This is a genomic window from Bradyrhizobium sp. Bra78, assembly GCF_024519855.1.
Lineage (GTDB): Bacteria > Pseudomonadota > Alphaproteobacteria > Rhizobiales > Xanthobacteraceae > Bradyrhizobium > Bradyrhizobium japonicum_G.
This window is the reverse complement of sequence record NZ_JALJRE010000007.1, coordinates 96,313-116,022: the sequence shown is the minus strand read 5'-3', so window position 1 is coordinate 116,022 and position 19,710 is coordinate 96,313. Positions and strand designations below refer to the sequence as shown.

The 19,710-nt window shown below is 64.1% G+C and carries 19 protein-coding genes; 10 read left to right on the top strand and 9 right to left on the bottom strand.

The features are described 5' to 3' along the window. Positions 1-45: 45 nt before the first annotated feature. The gene (metK, locus tag OC450_RS17510) at positions 46-1,242 is read left to right on the top strand and encodes a methionine adenosyltransferase (RefSeq protein WP_211385014.1); all 1,197 of its coding nucleotides are present in this window, start codon (positions 46-48) and stop codon (positions 1,240-1,242) included. Between the two features lie 124 nt (positions 1,243-1,366). Further along, positions 1,367-2,788, top strand: coding sequence for an adenosylhomocysteinase (gene ahcY, locus OC450_RS17505; RefSeq protein ID WP_211385015.1), 1,422 nt, complete (start codon positions 1,367-1,369; stop codon positions 2,786-2,788). A gap of 100 nt (positions 2,789-2,888) precedes the next feature. Here ahcY and OC450_RS17500 read toward each other — a convergent pair whose 3' ends face one another. Further along, positions 2,889-3,761 carry a hypothetical protein gene (locus tag OC450_RS17500; protein WP_262048346.1) on the bottom strand — a complete coding sequence of 291 codons (873 nt, stop codon included), beginning with the start codon at positions 3,759-3,761 and terminating at the stop codon, positions 2,889-2,891. A 209-nt stretch (positions 3,762-3,970) separates the two neighbouring features. Here OC450_RS17500 and OC450_RS17495 point away from each other — a divergent pair, with 209 nt between their 5' ends. Continuing rightward, positions 3,971-5,431, top strand: coding sequence for a flavin-containing monooxygenase (locus tag OC450_RS17495; protein WP_262048345.1), 1,461 nt, complete (start codon positions 3,971-3,973; stop codon positions 5,429-5,431). Between the two features lie 18 nt (positions 5,432-5,449). On the opposite strand, the gene OC450_RS17490 is transcribed toward OC450_RS17495, so the two are convergent. From OC450_RS17490 to OC450_RS17480, 3 genes are read right to left on the bottom strand one after another with little or no spacing between them, the layout of a single operon-like run. Then, the gene (locus OC450_RS17490) at positions 5,450-6,691 is read right to left on the bottom strand and encodes an MFS transporter (protein ID WP_262048344.1); all 1,242 of its coding nucleotides are present in this window, start codon (positions 6,689-6,691) and stop codon (positions 5,450-5,452) included. Between the two features lie 32 nt (positions 6,692-6,723). Continuing rightward, a complete protein-coding gene (locus OC450_RS17485) occupies positions 6,724-6,960 on the bottom strand; it encodes a tautomerase family protein (protein WP_262048343.1) in 237 nt (78 codons plus the stop codon). Positions 6,961-6,979: 19 nt separating this feature from the next. After that, positions 6,980-7,690, bottom strand: coding sequence for an SDR family NAD(P)-dependent oxidoreductase (locus OC450_RS17480; protein WP_211385020.1), 711 nt, complete (start codon positions 7,688-7,690; stop codon positions 6,980-6,982). 211 nt (positions 7,691-7,901) lie between these two features. Between OC450_RS17480 and OC450_RS17475 the strand changes: the two genes are divergently transcribed. Both OC450_RS17475 and OC450_RS17470 read left to right on the top strand, forming a co-directional pair. Beyond that, positions 7,902-8,825 (top strand): LysR family transcriptional regulator, encoded by a 924-nt coding sequence (locus OC450_RS17475; protein ID WP_211385021.1) that lies wholly within the window; start codon positions 7,902-7,904, stop codon positions 8,823-8,825. A gap of 145 nt (positions 8,826-8,970) precedes the next feature. After that, the gene (locus OC450_RS17470; RefSeq protein ID WP_167768006.1) at positions 8,971-9,126 is read left to right on the top strand and encodes a hypothetical protein; all 156 of its coding nucleotides are present in this window, start codon (positions 8,971-8,973) and stop codon (positions 9,124-9,126) included. A gap of 21 nt (positions 9,127-9,147) precedes the next feature. On the opposite strand, the gene OC450_RS17465 is transcribed toward OC450_RS17470, so the two are convergent. Continuing rightward, positions 9,148-9,423, bottom strand: a complete 276-nt coding sequence (locus OC450_RS17465) for a hypothetical protein (protein WP_249129196.1) — start codon at positions 9,421-9,423, stop codon at positions 9,148-9,150. 277 nt (positions 9,424-9,700) lie between these two features. On the opposite strand from OC450_RS17465, the gene OC450_RS17460 reads away from it, so the two are divergent. Both OC450_RS17460 and OC450_RS17455 read left to right on the top strand, forming a co-directional pair. Continuing rightward, positions 9,701-10,630 (top strand): aspartyl/asparaginyl beta-hydroxylase domain-containing protein, encoded by a 930-nt coding sequence (locus OC450_RS17460; RefSeq protein WP_211385022.1) that lies wholly within the window; start codon positions 9,701-9,703, stop codon positions 10,628-10,630. Between the two features lie 146 nt (positions 10,631-10,776). Further along, positions 10,777-11,235, top strand: a complete 459-nt coding sequence (locus OC450_RS17455) for a YybH family protein (protein WP_211385023.1) — start codon at positions 10,777-10,779, stop codon at positions 11,233-11,235. 66 nt (positions 11,236-11,301) lie between these two features. Here the strand turns inward: OC450_RS17455 and OC450_RS17450 are convergent, their stop codons facing one another. From OC450_RS17450 to galE, 3 genes are all read right to left on the bottom strand, one after another. Continuing rightward, entirely contained in the window at positions 11,302-12,003 is a 702-nt protein-coding gene (locus OC450_RS17450; RefSeq protein WP_211385024.1) for a fumarylacetoacetate hydrolase family protein, read from the bottom strand. Positions 12,004-12,038: 35 nt separating this feature from the next. Continuing rightward, positions 12,039-13,841, bottom strand: coding sequence for an ABC transporter ATP-binding protein (locus OC450_RS17445; protein ID WP_211385025.1), 1,803 nt, complete (start codon positions 13,839-13,841; stop codon positions 12,039-12,041). 118 nt (positions 13,842-13,959) lie between these two features. Next, positions 13,960-14,973, bottom strand: coding sequence for a UDP-glucose 4-epimerase GalE (galE, locus tag OC450_RS17440; RefSeq protein ID WP_211385026.1), 1,014 nt, complete (start codon positions 14,971-14,973; stop codon positions 13,960-13,962). 126 nt (positions 14,974-15,099) lie between these two features. Between galE and OC450_RS17435 the strand changes: the two genes are divergently transcribed. Beyond that, complete coding sequence (locus tag OC450_RS17435; protein WP_256808445.1) at positions 15,100-16,137, top strand: glycosyltransferase family 4 protein; 1,038 nt, start codon at positions 15,100-15,102, stop codon at positions 16,135-16,137. Between the two features lie 457 nt (positions 16,138-16,594). Next, positions 16,595-17,377 (top strand): outer membrane protein, encoded by a 783-nt coding sequence (locus OC450_RS17430; protein WP_262048342.1) that lies wholly within the window; start codon positions 16,595-16,597, stop codon positions 17,375-17,377. A gap of 115 nt (positions 17,378-17,492) precedes the next feature. Here the strand turns inward: OC450_RS17430 and waaF are convergent, their stop codons facing one another. Continuing rightward, positions 17,493-18,566, bottom strand: a complete 1,074-nt coding sequence (gene waaF, locus OC450_RS17425) for a lipopolysaccharide heptosyltransferase II (RefSeq protein ID WP_211385029.1) — start codon at positions 18,564-18,566, stop codon at positions 17,493-17,495. Positions 18,567-18,728: 162 nt separating this feature from the next. Here waaF and rfaD point away from each other — a divergent pair, with 162 nt between their 5' ends. Then, the gene (rfaD, locus tag OC450_RS17420; protein ID WP_262048341.1) at positions 18,729-19,709 is read left to right on the top strand and encodes an ADP-glyceromanno-heptose 6-epimerase; all 981 of its coding nucleotides are present in this window, start codon (positions 18,729-18,731) and stop codon (positions 19,707-19,709) included. The last annotated feature ends 1 nt before the right edge of the window (position 19,710 follow it).

Sequence of the window (19,710 nt, the reverse complement as noted above, 5' to 3'; positions counted from 1 at the left end):
CATCGCAAACGCCCGCCGGCTTAGCGGCGGAACAAGGGGTTACTGATGCGCGCGTCCTATCTCTTCACCAGCGAGTCCGTGTCCGAGGGCCATCCCGACAAGGTCTGCGACCGGATCTCCGATGAAATCGTCGACCTGTTCTACCGCGAAGGGCCGAAAGCCGGCATCGATCCCTGGCAGATTCGTGCGGCCTGCGAGACGCTCGCGACCACCAACAAGGTGGTGATCGCCGGTGAAACCCGCGGCCCCGCATCCGTCACCAACGAGCAGATCGAAGGCGTCGTCCGCGACGCGATCAAGGACATCGGCTACGAGCAGGACGGCTTCCATTGGAAGACCTGCGACATCGAGATCCTTCTGCACCCCCAGTCGGCCGACATCGCGCAGGGCGTCGATGCGCTGCAGCCGGGCGAGGTCAAGGAAGAGGGCGCGGGCGACCAGGGCATCATGTTCGGCTACGCCACCAACGAGACGCCCGACCTGATGCCGGCACCGATCTTCTACGCCCACAAGATCCTGCGCCTCATCTCCGAAGCGCGCCACTCGGGCCGCGAGAAGGTGCTGGGTCCGGACTCCAAGAGCCAGGTCACCGTGCAGTACGAGAACGGCAAGCCGGTCGGCGTGCGCGAGATCGTCGTATCGCACCAGCATCTGGTCGAGGACATCTCGTCCAAGCAGATCCGCGACATCGTCGAGCCCTATGTGCGCGAGGCGCTGCCGAAGGACTGGATCACGCCGAAGACGATCTGGCACATCAACCCGACCGGCAAGTTCTACATCGGCGGTCCCGATGGCGACACCGGTCTGACCGGCCGCAAGATCATCGTCGACACCTACGGCGGCGCGGCTCCGCATGGCGGCGGCGCGTTCTCCGGCAAGGATCCGACCAAGGTCGATCGCTCGGCGGCCTACGCTGCCCGCTACGTCGCCAAGAACATCGTCGCGGCCGGTCTTGCCGACCGCTGCACGCTCCAGCTCGCTTACGCCATCGGCGTGGCGCGTCCGCTGTCGATCTACATCGACACCCACGGCACCGGTAAGGTGTCGGAGGACCAGCTCGAGAAGGCGGCGGCGCAGGCGATGGATCTCACGCCCCGTGGCATCCGCAGCCATCTCGATCTCAACCGCCCGATCTACGCACGTACTTCGGCCTACGGCCATTTCGGCCGCACACCCGATAACGAGGGCGGCTTCTCCTGGGAGAAGACCGATCTCGTCGAAGCCCTCAAGCGCGCAGTCTGATCACCGACGTCATTCCCGGGCGCCGCGACGCGGCGAACCCGGGATCCTTATCCATCATGTCGAGAATCCGGGTTCGCCGCGTCGCGGCACCCGGAATGACCAATTCAACAACAGGACCTCCGCTATGAATGCGAAGCCCGGCTTCTCCGACTACATCGTCAAGGACATTTCGCTCGCCGATTTCGGCCGCAAGGAGCTCTCGCTGGCCGAGACCGAGATGCCCGGCCTGATGGCCACTCGCGAAGAGTATGGCCCGAAGCAGCCGCTGAAGGGCGCGCGCATCGCCGGCTCGCTGCACATGACGATCCAGACCGGCGTGCTGATCGAGACGCTGGCCGCGCTCGGCGCCGACATTCGCTGGGTCTCCTGCAACATCTATTCGACGCAGGACCACGCCGCGGCGGCGATCGCGGCCGCCGGCATTCCCGTCTTTGCCGTCAAGGGCGAGACGCTGGCCGAATACTGGGACTACACCGCCAAGCTGTTCGACTGGCACGGCGGCGGTCACCCGAACATGATCCTCGACGACGGCGGCGATGCCACGATGTACGTCCATCTCGGCCTGCGCGCCGAGAACGGCGACACCGCCTTCCTGGACAAGCCGGGTTCGGAAGAAGAGGAGGTCTTCTTCGCGCTTCTGAAGAAGCAGCTCAAGGAAAAGCCGAAGGGCTACTTCGCCGAGATCGCCAAGAGCATCAAGGGCGTTTCCGAAGAGACCACCACGGGCGTGCATCGTCTCTACGACATGCAGAAGGCCGGCACGCTGCTGTGGCCTGCGATCAACGTCAACGACAGCGTCACCAAGTCGAAGTTCGACAACCTCTATGGCTGCCGTGAATCGCTGGTCGACGGCATCCGCCGCGGCACCGACGTGATGATGTCGGGCAAGGTCGCGATGGTCGCCGGCTTCGGCGACGTCGGCAAGGGTTCGGCCGCCTCGCTGCGCCAGGCCGGCTGCCGCGTCATGGTCTCCGAAATCGATCCGATCTGCGCACTGCAGGCGGCGATGGAAGGCTACGAAGTCGTGACCATGGAAGACGCCGCGCCGCGCGCCGACATTTTCGTCACGGCGACCGGCAACAAGGACATCATCACGATCGAACACATGCGCGCGATGAAGGATCGCGCCATCGTCTGCAACATCGGTCACTTCGACAACGAGATCCAGATCGCGGGTCTGCGTAACCTGAAGTGGACCAATATCAAGCCGCAGGTCGACGAGATCGAATTCCCCGACAAGCACCGCATCATCATGCTGTCGGAAGGCCGCCTCGTGAACCTCGGCAATGCGATGGGCCATCCCTCCTTCGTGATGTCGGCCTCGTTCACCAACCAGACGCTGGCGCAGATCGAGCTTTTCGCCAACAACAAGGACGGCAAGTACAAGAAGGAAGTCTACGTGCTGCCGAAGTCGCTGGACGAGAAGGTGGCCCGGCTGCATCTCGCCAAGATTGGCGTCAAGCTCACCGAGTTGCGCAAGGACCAGGCCGACTACATCGGCGTCAAGCAGGAAGGCCCGTTCAAGTCGGACCATTACCGCTACTGAGACGCAGCCTACCTCAGGAACGGACGAAGCCCCGGAGCAATCCGGGGCTTCGTTGTTTCTGGACCCCAGGGGTGCGCTACGGGCGCCTCAGTCGCCGACATTACGGGGCGACGACCTTGACCGTAGTCCTGAAGACGTCCTTGTTGGGGTTGACGACGACGATGGCGAGATCGCCGACGCTGAGGACGTCTTCGTTGAGCAGGGTGATCTTGCCCTCCGTTGCGCTGGACCTTTTGAAAGCCCTGTCCTTGCCGTTGATGGTCGCCTTGGTGTCCGTCTGGAAGCCGCTGCCGGTGACGGTCAACTCTTCCAGCTTTCCTTGCGTGAGCTTGGCCGGGGCAACCTTGAGATCGGTCTCTCTCGCGTTGAGGGGGTTGTCGCGGTCCACCGGTTTCCTCATAGCAAAGACGGCGTCGAACACGGCGGCAAGCTTGTCGGTTGCCTGCTTGGAAAACATCCCCGCCAACGCTGCGAAAGCGGCCATGCCGTAGGGGTTCAGCTGCAGGGTCGAATTGGTTGGCACCTGCGTTCCCGCGGGCGGAGTCGAAAGAGTCGGGAGCAGAAGGCCTCCCCGGACGATGAAGTAGAACAGCACGGCGAGCGTCATTCCGATCGGCACGCGCAAGATCATGAACCACAGCCAGTTGGTGCTGAGCTGACGGTTGCCGACGTAATCCCCGAACGACGTCATGGTGTGCGTGAGGCCGCCGAGTGCTCCGGCGACAATTACGGTGAACAGCATCTGCTTGTCCGGCTCCCAGGAATGCCGCGAGAAGAAGATGTGGAAGTCCTTGAACGCACCGCCACCCGTTTCAAGGACAGGCCAGGTCGCTATGAGCAGGTAGAAGAACAGCACGGTTATGAACAGGTAGAGCCCACCCATCAGGTTGATCGCGTGGATGGAGGGAGGCGTGATCAGTTCAGTCTCGCCGTCGCCATGGTCGGGCGAGCCATCAGCGCTGTGATCTGTCATCAGAACCCCAATAGGAATGAATTGAAAGAGCAGCCTGAAATAATTCGCGTTATAGTAGATTTTAAGTTCTGATGCAATCGCGGGCCCATTGCAGCGCCCAACGGACGCTCTGGCACTCCGTTGTCGCGCCGCACCCAACGGACGAGTCCGCGGCTTATCGATTGACTGGCTGAGAAGCAGGCCAGACAATCCGCACGGCGGAGGAAACCATGGCCCAGGAACATTTTGACGTGCTGATCGTCGGAGCCGGCTTGTCCGGCATCGGCGCGGGCTATCATCTTCAGACCAAGTGCCCGGGCAAGAGCTACGTCATCCTGGAGGGGCGCGACTGCATCGGCGGCACCTGGGATCTGTTTCGCTATCCCGGCATCCGCTCTGACAGCGACATGTTCACGCTCGGCTATTCCTTCAAGCCGTGGACTGATCCGAAGGCGATCGCGGACGGGCCGCAGATCCTGAACTATGTGCGCGAGACCGCGGCCGAGAACGGCATCGAGACCCACATCCGCTTCCGCCATCGTGTCAAGCGTGCGGCATGGTCGACGGCTGACGCACGCTGGACGGTCGAGGCCGAGCGCATCGCAGGCGAGGGTGCGACCGAACTCGTGCGTTTCACCTGCGATTTCCTGTTCATGTGCTCGGGCTATTACAAATACGAGGCAGGCTACACGCCGGAGTTTTCGGGTGCGGCGGATTTCGCCGGCCGCATCGTGCATCCGCAGAAATGGACCGAAGACATCGACTATGAGGGCAAGCGCGTCGTCGTGATCGGCTCGGGCGCGACCGCGGTGACGCTGGTGCCGGAGCTAGCCAAGAAGGCGGCGCAGGTCACCATGCTGCAGCGCTCGCCGACTTATGTTGTGTCGCGCCCGGCGCAGGATCCCGTCGCCAACAAATTGCGCCGCAATCTTCCGGCGCGGCTCGCCTATCATCTGATCCGCTGGCGCAACGTGATGTGGGGGATGTTCTTCTTCCAGCTCAGCCGGCGCCGCCCCGCCAAGGTGAAGGAGCTGGTCCTCAAGGGCGTGCAGATGGCGCTGGGGCCGGACTACGATGTCGCGACCCATTTTACGCCGCGCTACAATCCCTGGGATCAACGGCTATGCCTCGTTCCAGACGGTGACCTGTTCAAGGCGATCCGTGAGCAGCGCGCCTCCGTGGTCACCAACGAGATCGACACTTTTACGCGCGACGGCATCCGCCTGAAGGACGGCAGCAAGCTTGACGCCGACATCATCGTCACGGCGACAGGGCTGGTGCTCCAGGTCGTCGGTGGCCTCGAGGTCAGCGTCGACGGCCGCGCCGTCGATTTTGCCAACACGCTGACCTACAAGGGCATGATGTATGTCGACGTGCCGAACATGGCGTCGGCGTTCGGCTACACCAACGCGTCCTGGACGCTGAAATGTGATCTCACCTGCGAATATGTCTGCCGGCTGATCAACTACATGGACCGGCACAATTTCCGCCAGTGCATGCCGCACAATGACGATCCGACCATCACCGCGCAGCCCTCGCTTGATTTCACCTCCGGTTACGTGCAGCGCTCGCTCGCAAAGATGCCGAAGCAGGGCTCGAAGCAGCCGTGGCGGCTGTACCAGAATTACGCTCTCGACATCGTCACCTTGCGGTTCGGTCGCATCGACGACGGCGTGATGCGATATTCCTGATCACGCCGCCGTCTGCGGCTATGCCTTGCGCGTCGTGAGCGCCAGCCCGAGATCGATCGCAAGTGCAAGCACAACGGCGCCGCCGCCGAGCCCAAACAGGACCAGATAGTCGCCGCCGGTCTGCGCGTAGATCCAGGAGAAGCCGTAAGCGGCGGCCGCCTGGAACAGCGCAAAGCTCGTGGTGGCGTGGCTCCATGTCGCGCGCTGCTGCTCGGTCGAGTGCGGGACGAGCTCGTGGATGCGTCCGAGCACCAGCGGCACGATGCCGGGCGTGAAGCCGCCGACCACGACGCTCGACACGATCAGCGAGACCGGCGCAGTGCTGACGGTCGGCAGCAGCACGGCCGCCGCCTCGATCAGAAAGGCTGCCCGCAGGGCCGGGCCGAAGCCCGAGCGGTCGCCGAGATGACCGGTGACGAGCGGGCCGACGATCGCGCCGAGGCCGTACAGCACCCAGTAGCGCGATCCCGCGGCGATACCCTGGCCGAGGCCACGCGCGACGAAATCGACGATGAAGACCATGTGCGGCACCAGCGCCACCGCGTTGAGGCCGTACTGGACCAGCAGCGCGCGGGCCGCCGTCGATGCATGCTGGTGCTTCGCGTAATGCAAAGGCGCAGCATCAGCCTTGGCTTCCGCAGGCCAGTTCCGCCAGCTCGCAAGAGTGAGCAGGGCAGACAGGGCGCCGAGACCATACCAGCTCTGCTGCAAGCCTTGTTGCAGGAGCAGCGGCACCAGCGTGCCCGAGGCGGCGACGCCAAGGCCGACGCCCGCAAAGATCACGCCGCCAGCGATGCCGCGTCTCGCGGCCGAAATGTGCGGCAGGATGACGGAGGCCGCCAGCACCATGATGATTCCGCCGACGAGACCCGACAGGAAGCGCCAGGCGAAGAACCAGGCGAACGACACCGGGGTTGAACTGGCGAAGAAAGAGAGCGTGGCGAGCAGCATCATCGCACGCAACGCGCGCACCGCGCCAATGCGGGCGGCCACAGCGCGTGCCGCGAGTGCGCCGGCAAGGTAACCGGCAAGATTCGCCGCACCGAGATAGACGACATCCGACGCGCTGAACCACTTTGCCGCGATCAGCGCCGGGATCAGCGGCGTGTAGGAGAAGCGGGCAAGGCCCAGTCCGACCAGCGATGCGGACAAGCCAGCCGCGGCGTATCGCCAGCTCATTTGTGAAGTCTGTTGTGAAGCCGGTCCCGGCCGCTGATGCGGCCGGGCCTTAACGTGTTGCTTCGTACCTGTGTTGGTCATTTCATCCTCCTGCGCGCTCGGTCGCGCGCGGATCATCTTGTCCGGGCGGCGCGGCGGCGCCGGAATTCCGGCACGGGCAGGCCGCCCCAGCCCCAATTGTCGGTGTCGACTTCCTCGATCACGACGAAGGTGGAATCGAGCGGCTTGCCGAGCACGTCGAGCAACAGCCGGCTCGACCCCTCGATCAGCGCGGCCTTCTCTTCCGCCGTGAGCGACGCCGCGCCCGGCGTCGTTCCCTCGCGGGTCACTTGAATGGTGACGATCGGCATGGTGTCTCTCCTCTTGCGCTCAGTGGCCGGCGCTCTGGCCGCCGTCGACATGCAGGATCTCGCCGGTGACGAAGCTCGCCTGCTCGAGATAGAGCACGGCATCGACGATGTCGGACATCTCGCCCATGTGGCCGACCGGGTGCAGCGCGCCGAGCTGCGCATGCGTCGTGACGGGGTGCATCGGCGACTTGATGACGCCGGGCGCCACTGCGTTCACGCGGATGCCGCGCCTGGCGTATTCGATCGCGAGCGACTTCGTCGCGGCGTTGAGGCCGCCCTTGCTCAGCGAGGCCAGCACCGAGGGCACGTTCGAGTTGGCCTGATCCACCAGTGTCGTCGTGATCTGTACGACATGACCCGAGCCTTGCTTCTCCATCTCGGCGATGGCGAGCTGCGTGATGTTGAAGAAGCCCGCGACGTTGGTGCCCATCACCGCTGCATAGTCCTCCGCGGTGTACCGGGTGAAAGGCTTTGCGACGAAGATGCCGGCATTGTTGACCAGCGTGTCGACGCGGCCGAAGCGGGCGACGGCTTGCGACACCACGCGCTCGGCGGTGCTCCGGTCGGCTATGTCGCCGGGGACGGCGAGGACATCATCGTCGCCCGACGGCTTGATGGAGCGCGCCGTTGCGACGACGCGATAGTTGCGGTCACGAAAACCCTGGACCAGGGCGGCGCCAATGCCCTGCGATGCACCGGTGATGACGGCAACCTTCTGCTCGATACCCATGACGGGCTCCTGTTGTTGGCTTGAAAACCTGGGCCAGCAGCGGCCGGCTTGGAGGTTGAGCTACGCTCCAGCAGCCCGGCTGCGAATACACGTTGTCCGGCAGACACTGTTACGTGGCGCGAACGAATGCCGGACCGGCCGTTGGCGGCGGTTGTCGCGGCCGGGGCGAACGCTTAGCTTGTCACAGGAATTTGACGGGTGGCGGAAGCGCATGGATCGTCTGGACGCGATGAAGGTGTTCGTCCTTGCGGTGGACGAGGGAAGCTTGGCGGCCGCAGGCCGCAAGCTCGGCCGCTCGCCGGCGGCGGTCAGCCGCGCCATTGCCTTCCTGGAGGAGCGAGTCGGTACCGAACTGCTGCACCGGACGACGCGGTCGATCAAGCTGAGCGAGGAGGGCGAGCGCTATGTCGCGATCTGCCGTCGCGTGTTGATCGAGCTGGAGGAGGCCGACGACATCGCGGCCGGGCCGCGTACGGCGCCGCGCGGCGTGCTCACGATCACCGCTCCGGTGGTGTCGGGCGAGATGGTGCTGCGGCCGATCCTCGATGCGTTTCTGGACGCCTATCCGACCGTATCGGCAAAGCTCCTGCTGTTTGACCGCGCGGTCAACCTGATCGAGGAGGGCGTCGACATCGCGCTTCGCATTGGCCATCTCGCGGATTCGGCGATGGTGGCGATGCGGATCGGCGAGATCAGTCGCGTCGTGGTGGCAGCTCCCCGCTATCTGAAGCAGCATCCGCGCATCACCGAGCCCGGCGATCTCGCCAAGCATCAGATCGTGGCGATGGCGCATCTGCCCAATTCCTGGACCTTTGCTCCACAGGCCGGCTCGTCGGCAGCCCGCACGGTCCAGTTCACCCCGCGCCTCGTCGTCAACAGCACCCATGCGGCCGTGGCGTCCACGGTCGCTGGGCGCGGCGTGGCGCGGATGTATTCGTACCAGGTGGCCGAGCCCGTCGGGCGCGGCGAGCTCGAGATCGTGCTGGCCGCCGACGAGGATCCGGAGATGCCCGCGCATTTGATCTGCCCACAGGGGCGGCTCTCGGTGCCAAAGGTGAGGGCGTTCACCGACTTTGCCGTGCCCAGGCTGAAGAAGCAGTTCGCGCTGCTGAAGAAGAGCATCAATGCGCGTTGAGCGGCCGTGCCCCCGGCAATGCGTTGTTTTGCGTATACGGCCGCCGGGGTGAATCGGCGATGCTGGCCGAACGGTTAACGCCGATTTAACGGATGAGTCCTAGCCTGTCTCGGCCGGGGTTACTCGCAAGGCCGAGGTGAGCCCAATGGAAGCCCAGAAAATCGCGGTCGACGCCGTCGTCGCGCTGACCGATTGCGACCGCGACGCCGTCATCGCCTTCATCCGCCGGCTCTATCTTGCCGGCGTCACCGACCCCAAGCGCCTGACCTTCAAGGGTCTCCAGGCGTTGTCCCGGGTTTGACCGGCACCCACGCAATCGAATTTACTGGACGGTCGGATCGCTGATCCGGATCGAGGTAACGCGGTCCTCCCCCACCTCGAATGAGAAAGGCCAGGGCCCATAGGTCCAGAGTTCGGTCTTCTCGAGCCCGCTCTGCCCGACATGGAACGGGCTTCCGAGCTGCGCCAGGAGTTTTTCCGTGCTGTCGCCGAGATTGATCTGATTGAACCCGTAGGCGGCGACCGGTGCCGGCCCGCTGATTTGAAGTGCGAAGACGCCGTTCGCCTTCACGGCCGCGGCGAGACGCGGATATTCCAAGCAGAAACAGAGCGAGCGTACAGCCCGCCAACGACCGCGATGTCTCCAAGATGCACCCCGACTTCCCAATCCCTGGAACCAGGATAATATGTCGGAAACCGCCCGCAACGCCGGGATTGACGGGGAGGCGGCCGCGATTTGTAATCGTGCGCGGTACGGCTGGGGCCGGCCCGATCACGACCTGCGGAACAGCTTCAGGCTGCACCGCCAATATCTTGCCGCTGGGGCCGGCTCAGAGTAGATCACGTCCCCGGCTGGGTTACTCGGATTTGGGGAAATGCTGAAACAGCTTTTTGCGCCGCAACTTGTCACTCTCTATGTGCTTGCGGCTTCGACGATTTACGTTCACTTCCGTGGCAAGCAGCGGCTGCGCTTTGCGCGCCAGCTCGGCGATCATTCGACCTATCTCGCGCCCTACAACGTGCTGATGTATGCGGGCTCGGCGGTACCGAACAAGCCGGTGATCTCGGTCGAGCAGTTTCCCGAGCTCAAGCCGCTCAGCGAGAACTGGGAGACCATTCGCGACGAAGCGGTGCGCCTGTTCGACGAGGGCTTCATCCGCGCGGCCGCGAAGAACAACGATTGGGGCTTCTACTCATTCTTCAAGAGCGGCTGGAAGCGATTTTATCTGAAATGGTACGACGACTTCCTGCCCTCGGCGCGTACGCTGTGCCCGAAGACGGTGGAGCTGCTCAACTCGATCCCGAGCGTGCACGGGGCGATGTTCGCGATGCTGCCGCCCGGTGGCAAGCTCGGGGCGCACCGCGATCCCTTCGCGGGCTCGCTGCGCTATCACCTCGGCCTCGTCACGCCGAACTCGAACAAGTGCCGTATCCTGGTCGACGGCGTCGAATGCGTCTGGCGCGACGGTGAGGCCTTCATGTTCGACGAGACGTTCATCCACAGCGCGGAGAATGCGACCGACGTCAACCGCATCATCCTGTTCTGCGACGTCGAGCGCCCGATGAGGTTCGGCTTCATGACCGCGATCAACCGTTGGGTCAGCCATCACATCGTCAAGGCTTCGGCGACTCAGAACGTCGACGGCGAGAGCGTCGGCGTGCTCAACAAGGTGTTCGGCAAGCTCTATGAGATCCATCTCGGCAGCCGCAAGGTCAAGGAGTGGAATCGCAACGTGTACTACACGCTGAAATACTCGCTGACGGCGCTGATCCTCGGCCTCATCGTGCTGTCGGCGTTACGGTAAGTGCGTAGGTGGACAAGTCGCTAGTCCGCCCTGCAGTTCTCGGTTTTGATCCGGCGGCGAAGACGACGAGCCGCCAGTCTTGCTGGACAGTTCGGGCCATGGCAACAAGGATTGCCGTGATTGAGTTGCCGAATATGGAGCAGGCAATGGCCTCCTTGCCGACCGCGAATACAGAGACAACGCAGTTCTTCCGTCAGTGGCTGGAAACCTTCGCCGGCTATGTCCGCGAGGTCGACTACGCTTCGGCGAGGCCGCTCTTTCATCCCGAGGTGCTTGCCTTCGGCACGCATAACGACGTCATCCCCGGCCTCGATCAATGGGTCTCAACGCAATGGGACAACGTCTGGCCGAAGACGAGCGACTTCCGTTTTGTGCCCGAGCAGATCTCGATCCTCGCGTCTCCCGACGGCACGATGGCGACCGTGGTCGCGCCGTGGACGAGCACGGGCTATCATCCCGATGGCAGCGCGTTTCCACGTCCGGGCCGAGCGACGATGGTGTTCTCGAGGAGCGCCGATGGCTGGCTGTGCGTGCATTCGCACATGTCGCTCAACCGCGGCGTCCCGCAGGTGAGTCACGCCAATCGAACGGTGAAGGCCTGGTAGAGGCGATCTGAATGGAAAAGGCCCCGGACATGTCCGGGGCCTTTCGATGTCGAGATGTCGTGCAGCCTATTCCGGCTGGCCGATCGAGACCTTCAGCGTGCCGACGCCGTCGACGCCGCATTCGAGCTTGTCGCCCGGCTGGAGCTGCGACACGCCGGCGGGCGTGCCCGTCATGATGATGTCGCCGGCGGCGAGCTTCACCTGCTGCGAGAGCTGCCAGATGATCTCGGGCACGTTCCAGATCAGTTCGGTGAGATCGCCCTTCTGGGCCTCCTTGCCGTTGACCGTGAGCCAGATCTTGCCCTTGGCGGGATGGCCGATCTTCGAGGCCGGCTGCACCGCTGAGCACGGGGCGGAGCCGTCGAACGACTTGCCGATCTCCCACGGGCGCTCCTTCTTGCGCGAGGCGATCTGGAGGTCGCGGCGGGTGAGATCGATGCCGACGGCGTAGCCGTAGACATGGTCGAGCGCCTTTTCGGCCGGGATGTTGAGGCCGCCGCTCTTCATCGCGACGATCAGCTCGACCTCGTGATGCAGATCCTTGGTCAGCGGCGGATAGGGGATGGTGGCGCCGTCGGGCACCAGCATGTCGGCGTGCTTGGCGAAGAAGAACGGCGGGGCGCGCTCGTCGTTGCCCATCTCGCGGATGTGTTCGAGATAGTTGCGGCCGACGCACCAGATGCGGCGCACCGGATAGCGGCCGCTTTCCCCGACGACGGGAAGAGACGGCTGGGCTGGAAGCGGGATGACGTAGGAGGCGGCGTTCATGTATCGGTCTCGCTGCTCGTGAGGTGAAACGAACTCTATGCGGTTGCGCTGATCGGCGCCAGAGCGCCGGCGTCGCGATGTTGCAGGCGGAAGAACGAGGCGTAGCGGCCGGAGCGGCGCAGCAATTCGTCATGCCGGCCCTGCTCGACGATCTCGCCGCCCTCGACCACCAGGATCGCGTCGGCGTGCATGATCGTGTGCAGGCGGTGCGCGATCACGATGGTGGTGCGGTTCTGGCAGAGATGCTCGATCGCCTCCTGCACCTGCTTCTCGGACTCCGAATCGAGCGCGGCGGTGGCTTCGTCCAGCAGGATGATCGGCGCGTTCTTGAGCAGGGCGCGCGCGACCGCGATGCGCTGGCGCTGGCCGCCCGACACCTGGGTGCCGTGCTCGCCGACCGGCGTGTCGTAGCCCAGCGGGAAGCCCATGATGAAATCATGAGCGCAGGCCGCCTTGGCGGCATCGATGATGTCGTTCTCGGTTGCGCCCGGCTTGCCGAAGGCGATGTTGTTGCGGATGGTGTCGCGGAACAGATAGACGTCCTGGCCGACATAGGCGGTCTGCGCCCGCAGCGATTTTCGCGAGATCGCGCCGATCGACTGGCCGTCGATCACGATGTCGCCTTGCGTCACCTCGTAGAAGCGCAGCAGCAGCGCCAGCACGGTCGACTTGCCGCCGCCGGACGGGCCGACCAGCGCGGTGACCTTGCCGGGCTCGGCGACAAAACTCATGCGGTTGAGCACGGTCTCGCCAGTCCGGTAACAGAAGCTGACGTCGCGCAGCTCGATCCGCGCGTCGGACAGTTTCAGCGCCGGCTTGTCGTCGTCGGAGTGCTCGGTGGCCGGGCTGTCGACGACTTCGAGCAGCATGCGCGCGCCGACGAGCTGGCTGTTCAGATCGATGTTGAGCCGCGCCAGCCGCTTGGCCGGCTCGGTCGCCATCAGGAACGCAGTCATGAAGGAGAAGAACGCGCCGGGCGTGGCGTTGAGCGCGACCACGCTGTAGCCGCCGTAAAGCAAACAGCCGGCGACCGCGAAGCCGCCGAGCATCTCCATGAGCGGATTGGAGCGGTTGGCGACGCGGGCCATCTTGTTGGCGTTGCGCTCGACGATCGCGATGTTCTCGTCGATGCGCCTCTGCATCGTGTCTTCGAGCGTGAACGCTTTCACCGTGCGGATGCCCTGCAGCGATTCCTGCATGGTCTCCATGATGTCGGCGGTGCCGGTGAATTGGTTGAAAGCGAGGCCCTTGATGCGCTTGACCAGCTTGCGCAGCACCAGCATCGCCGGCGGCACCACGACGAGGCCGATGAACGACATCACCGGGTCCTGCCACACCATCACGCCGATCATGGCGAGCAGCATCATGAGGTCGCGTCCGACCGCGTTGACCAGCATGTTGAGGACGTCGGTGATCGATTTTGCGCCGGCCGTCAGCCGTGCCAGAAATTCAGACGAATGCCGTTCGGAGAAGAAGCCGACGCTCTCGCGCATCAGCTTGGCGAACAGTTGCCGCTGGTTGGTGGCGAGGATGGCGTTGGAGATCTTGGTCAGGATCACCATGTGGCCGTAGGTCGCCACGCCCTTGATGAAGAGCAGGATCACCGTGATGCCCGAGAACATCGCGATGCCCGGGATGTTCTTGTCGACATAGGCCTGGTTGATGACCTGGCCGAGCACGTAGGTCGCGCCCGCGGTCGACCCGGCGGCAAGCGCCATCAGCGCGAAGGCGACGAGGTAGCGCCGCCAGTAGATGATCCCCTGTTCCGTGACCAGGCGGCGAATCAGGACCGCTGCCGCATAGGGATCGTCGGTGATTTTCTTTGGAAACTGCGCCATCCGTAGTCCATTGACGGCGCAGGAAAAGCCTGCCTGCGCGTCAGGGGATCGAACGGCCTCTGTGCCCGCTAAAGCGGCGCTTTTCAAGCCCCATTAAGGACTTGCGCCGGGATGGAATCTAGGCCGAGGCGGCCTGGCGGAGCTCGCCGTGGCGCTCGCGGAACAGCTTGTCCTCCCAGGCCAAAGCGTGGGCGGCGATGGTCTCGAGGTCGTCATATTGCGGCTTCCAGTCGAGCAGGCCACGGATGCGGCTGGTGTCGGCCACCATGGTCATGATGTCGCCGGGCCGGCGCGGGGCGTATTGCACGGCGAAGCTGCGCCCCGAAACCCGGCGCACCGCGTCGATGGTTTCCAGCACCGAATAGCCGCGGCCATAGCCGCAATTGAGCGTCGTCGAGGCGCCGCCATTGCGCAGGTAGGCCAGCGCCGAGCGATGCGCCTGCGACAGGTCCGTGACGTGGATGAAGTCGCGGATGCAGCTGCCGTCCTGGGTCGGATAGTCGGTGCCGAAGACGTCGATCTTGGCACGCTGGCCGGTCGCGGCTTCCACCGCGATCTTGAGCAGATGCGTGGCGCCGACGGTGGCAAGCCCGATGCGGGCCTGCGGATCGGCGCCGGCGACGTTGAAATAGCGCAGGGTCACGTACTGCATGCCGTAGGCGGCGGCGACGTCGTGCAGCATGATCTCGGTCATCAGCTTCGACGAGCCGTAGGGCGATAGCGGCCGCGTCGGCGCGTGCTCGGGCACCGGCACCTGGTCCGGATTGCCGTAAACCGCGGCGGTCGAGGAGAAGATGAAGCGGCCAATGCCGCGCTTGACCGCGACGTTGAGCAGATTGCGTGCGGTCGTGAAATTGTTGCGGTAATAGCCGAGCGGATCGCGCATCGATTCCGGCACCACCACCGAGCCGGCGAAATGGATGATGCTCTCGATGTTGTGTTGGGAGATCACGCCTTCGAGCAGATTCTCGTCGCCGGCATCGCCAATGAACAGCGGCACGCCTTCGGGCAGATATGCGGAGAAGCCGGTGGAGAGATCGTCGATCACGACCACGTCCTCGCCGGCTTCCGCCAGCGCCAGGACCGTATGACTTCCGATATAGCCGGCGCCGCCGGTGACTAGCACAGTCATGATCTCACCCGTCTTCGATCAACGCTGCAAGCTAACGTTTACGTGGTGAAGAGGGGGTATCGGCGCGGCTGAACTGGTCACTATGCTTAATGTTGCGTATAGGGGGCCTGCTAAACGGAGTGTGACGTGGCGAATCCCCCGAGCGATCTGCAAGTGATCGTGCCAAATCTGCACAGACGCTATTCCGGGGTCACCGCGACCAACCGGATGGTCGCGCCGCGGCTGGCAAAGCTCTATCGCGCGGCATGGTTCGGCTCGGACGCTCCGGAAGGCATTGCGCGGCTGAGCGGTGCCGATTTCCTGAAACTGTGGCGCCGCAAGGCGCCGCTGATCTGGCATGCGCGGCGCAACAACGAGATGATCGCGGGCGTCGCCCTGCGCGCGCTCGGCTGGCCGCTCAAGCTGGTCTTCACCTCGGCGGCGCAGCGGCATCACAGCTGGATCACGCGCTGGCTGATCCGGCAGATGGATGCGATCATCGCGACGTCGGATCTCTCGGCCTCGTTCCTGAAGGTGAAGGCGACGGTGATCCCGCACGGCGTCGACACCGACATCTACGCGCCGCCGGCCGATCGCGCCGCTGCCTTCGCGGAAGCCGCGCTGCCGGGCCGTTATGCGATAGGCTGCTTCGGTCGCGTCCGTGCGCAGAAGGGCACCGATGTGTTCGTCGATGCGATGTGCCGGCTGCTGCCGCGCTATCCCGATTTCACCGCCGTCATCGTTGGCCAAGTCACGCCGGAGCAGGCGCCCTTCGCGAACGACCTGAAGAAGCGCATCGAGGCTGCCGGGCTGCAATCGCGCATCGTCATCACCGGCGAACTGCCGATCGAAGAGGTGCAGCGCTGGTATCAGCGGCTGACGATCTACGCCTTCACCTCCCGCAACGAGGGCTTTGGCCTGACGCTGATCGAGGCGATGGCGGCGGGCAGCGCACTCGTCGCCGCGCGTGCGGGTGCGGCTGGGCTCGTGGTCGAGGATGGGGTCACCGGCGTCCTGATCCCGACGGGCGATGCCGAGGCGCTCGCCGCGGCGCTGGAGCCGTTGATGCGTGACGTGCAAGCTGCGACCGCGATGGGCGAGCGCGGTCGGGCGCGGGTGCTTGCGAAGTTCAGCCTCGATGCGGAAGCGGCGCGGATCGGCGAGGTCTATCGGTCGCTGCTCTGAGCAGCGCTTTCAGGCGCCGAAAACAAGAAAACGCGAAAACAACCCCATGCACAGTAGCTGGGGATAACGGAATCAATGGCTTGGCGGCCGGTGCTGTCTCTTGCGGATTTTACGAATTCGATTTGACCCGTCGGGCAAAACAGTGCTAGACAGGTATCGTCCCGAAATGCCCGATCACCCGCGGCTGCGGGCCCGTAGTCCGCGCGCTGTGGCGCATGGACCACTCCCCGTTTGATCAGACCGGCGTCTCGCCGCGCGGCTTCGTCGGAGCGTGCCGCTGAACTGTCCGCTCCTGAAGGCAATCCGGAAATGGCAAGGCAGCCGCCTAATCGACGCTTTTGACCCAAATCGGATATTGGCCTGGACAAAAGACAGACCTGTGGCAACTGAGTAACAGCAATCCGCCGCTCAGCTGTTAGTTTCGCGGAGTTTCAGGCGCACTTTTATTGGGGACCCAATGAAGAAATTCGCTATAGCGCTGAGCGCGCTGGCGTTGGGGATATCGGCGGCTTCGGCCGCAGACTTGCCAGCCCGCACTTACACCAAGGCTCCGCCGCCTTCCTTAGTTGCTGTTTACGACTGGTCCGGTTTCTACATTGGCGTCAATGGTGGCGGCGGCGGCGGCGAGAATTGCTGGAACTTTGTATCTGCAGGGTTCGACGCTGGCTGTCACAACGTACGCGGCGGCGTAGTGGGCGGCCAGATTGGCTACAATTGGCAAGCAAGCAATTTTGTAGTTGGCGTGGAGCTTTCCGGCGATTGGGCGAACCTGAGGGGAAGCAACGTGCCCGTGTTGGCTACCTCGGGTACCGACAATTCTCACGTCTCAAGTATCTTCATGGCGACAGCGCGCGCTGGCTATGCTTGGGACAGAGCTTTGCTCTACGTCAAAGGCGGCGCCGCTTGGGTGCACCAAGATTACTTCCGTACCTGCAATGGGATCACCGCGACCGGCGCCTGCCTGCCCGTTGGCTTCACACCGACCACCGGAAGTGAAACGCGTGTCGGCGGCGTGGTTGGCGCCGGCTTTGAATATGCAGTGACCAACAACGTGATTCTGGGTATCGAGGGAGATTTTTTGCCGTTAGGCACGAGAGACAACACCTTCAATGCTCGCCCGACCTATAGCTGCGGCGCGGGCCCTGGGCAGCCTTGCACCATCGCCGTCAAAGAAAATCTTTGGACGGTGACTGGACGGCTTGGCTGGAAATTTGGCGGCCCGGTGGTCGCGAGGTACTGATCGCTTCCTCCGACTTCCGAAATTGGCCCATCGCGCCATCCAGCTGCGTTTCAGAATTGGGTGCAATCGGTGCATAGCGCACTTTGGCGAGGCGCTTGCTGCCGGATTTAAGAGTTCAACTTTGGCGCTCGTGCGCCCCCGCCTCACCCAGCACCCGCTGCGCGATCGCCACGACCTCCGTAGCGGCGATATCGCGCATGCAGCGGTGGTCGTTCATCTTGCAGATCGTGCTCTGGCAGGGCTGGCAGGCGAGCACGCTCTTGTCCTGGACCACGGTGGCGGCGAGGCCGTTGAGGGGGGCCCAGAGATAGGGGCTGGTCGGGCCGAAGATGCCCATGGTGGGCGTGCCCAGCGCGGCTGCGATGTGCATCAGGCCTGAGTCGTTGGAGATGGCAACGCCCGCCGCGGCCATGGCCAGCACACCGTTGCGCAGATCGTTTCCGGTGAGATCCCGCACCGCCGGGCCGCCCGCTGCGACGATCTGCTGGGCGAGGCCCTTTTCCGCGGGGCCGCCGACCACCCAGACCTCCAGGCCGCGCTCGACCAGCAAGCGGGCGGCTTCCGGATAATAGGTCCAGCGTTTCGAGGCGCCGACCGAGCCGGGGGCGAGCGCCACCGCGGCGCCTGCGCTGAGGCCATTGGCCTGCCGCCAGCGGACGATCTCCTCGGCCGGCACGCGAAGCTGCGGCACCGGCCATTCCGGCGGCAGGGGGGCGCCGTCGGGCTGGGCGAGGACGGCGTTCTTGTCGATGAAACGGGGCAGCTTTTTCTCGCCCCAGCGCCAGCGGTTGAGCAGGCCGAACCGGAACTCGCCGACGAAGCCGACCCGTTCAGGGATGCCCGCCAGCGCCGGCGCGATGGCCGCCTTCCAGGTCCGGGGCAGCACCAGGGCGGTGCCGTAGTTGCGCTCGCGCAGCAGCTTTGCGAGGCCCAGCTGGCGCCCTATGGCCAGCCGGCTGCGAGGCAGGTCCCAGGCGATGCCAGCGCGCACGCCGGGCATGTAGTCCACCAGCGGGGCGCACAGGGAGGTGGTCAGGAGATCTACCGGCCGGTTCGGCCAGCGCTCCTTCAGGACCCGGATCACGGTGTGACCCCGAACGAAATCGCCGATCCACATATAGGGGATAATCAGGATCGGGCGGGTGTCGCTCCGGTCCGTATATCCACTATATTGCGAATCTTGGTTCATTCGTTAAACAAAGCCGGGGGCGATCGGATCCGGTGGTTCGGTTAGCCGCTCCGGGCCGGCAGGTAAAGCCGTCAGAAGCGCCAATCCCAAAACCGCTTACACTTTGGCGGATCATGCGCTACGGCAGGACCGGGCCGCAAAACATCGGGCAGGGATTTCAAAATGTTGCTGGTGACCGGCGGGGCCGGTTTTATCGGATCGAATGTCGTGGCTGCGCTCAATGAATCGGGCCGCGGCGACGTCGCGGTCTGTGACTTCCTTGGCAGTGACGGCAAGTGGCGCAACCTCGCCAAGCGCCAGCTTGTGGATATCGTCCCCCCGGGCGAGTTGCTCGACTGGATGAAGGGCCGCAAGCTGGATGCCGTGATCCATCTCGGGGCGATTTCCGCGACCACAGCGACCGACGGCGATCTCGTGTTCGAGACCAATTTCCGCACGTCGATGCGTCTGCTGGACTGGTGCACGGCGGGCGCCGTGCCGTTCATCTACGCCTCCTCGGCGGCGACCTATGGCGACGGCACGGAGGGCTTCGACGACGACGCCTCGGTCCCTGCGCTGAAGAAGCTGCGGCCGATGAATCTCTACGGCTGGAGCAAGCATCTGTTTGATCTTGCCGTTGCCGAGCGAGTCGCGAACGGCGATCGGCTGCCGCCACAATGGGCGGGCCTGAAATTCTTCAACGTGTTCGGCCCTAACGAATACCACAAGGGCTCGATGATGAGCGTGCTGGCGCGGCGCTTCGACGACGTCAAAGCGGGCCGCGCCGTGCAATTGTTCAAGTCGCATCGCGAGGGCATCGCCGACGGCGATCAGCGCCGCGATTTCATCTATGTCGACGACGTCGTGCGCGTCGTCATGTGGCTGCTGGCGACGCCATCGGTGTCCGGCCTCTTCAACGTCGGAACCGGGAAGGCCCGCAGCTTCAAGGACCTGATGCTCGCGGCCTATGCCGCGCTCGGCGCCAGGCCCAACATCGAATACATCGACATGCCCGAGCAGATTCGCGACAGCTACCAGTACTTCACCCAGAGCGAGGTCGATCGCCTCCAGCGCGCCGGCTACAATGGCGGCTTCACGACGCTCGAGGATGCGGTGAAGGCCTATGTCGGGGATTATCTCGACCGGCCCGACCGCTTCCGCTGAG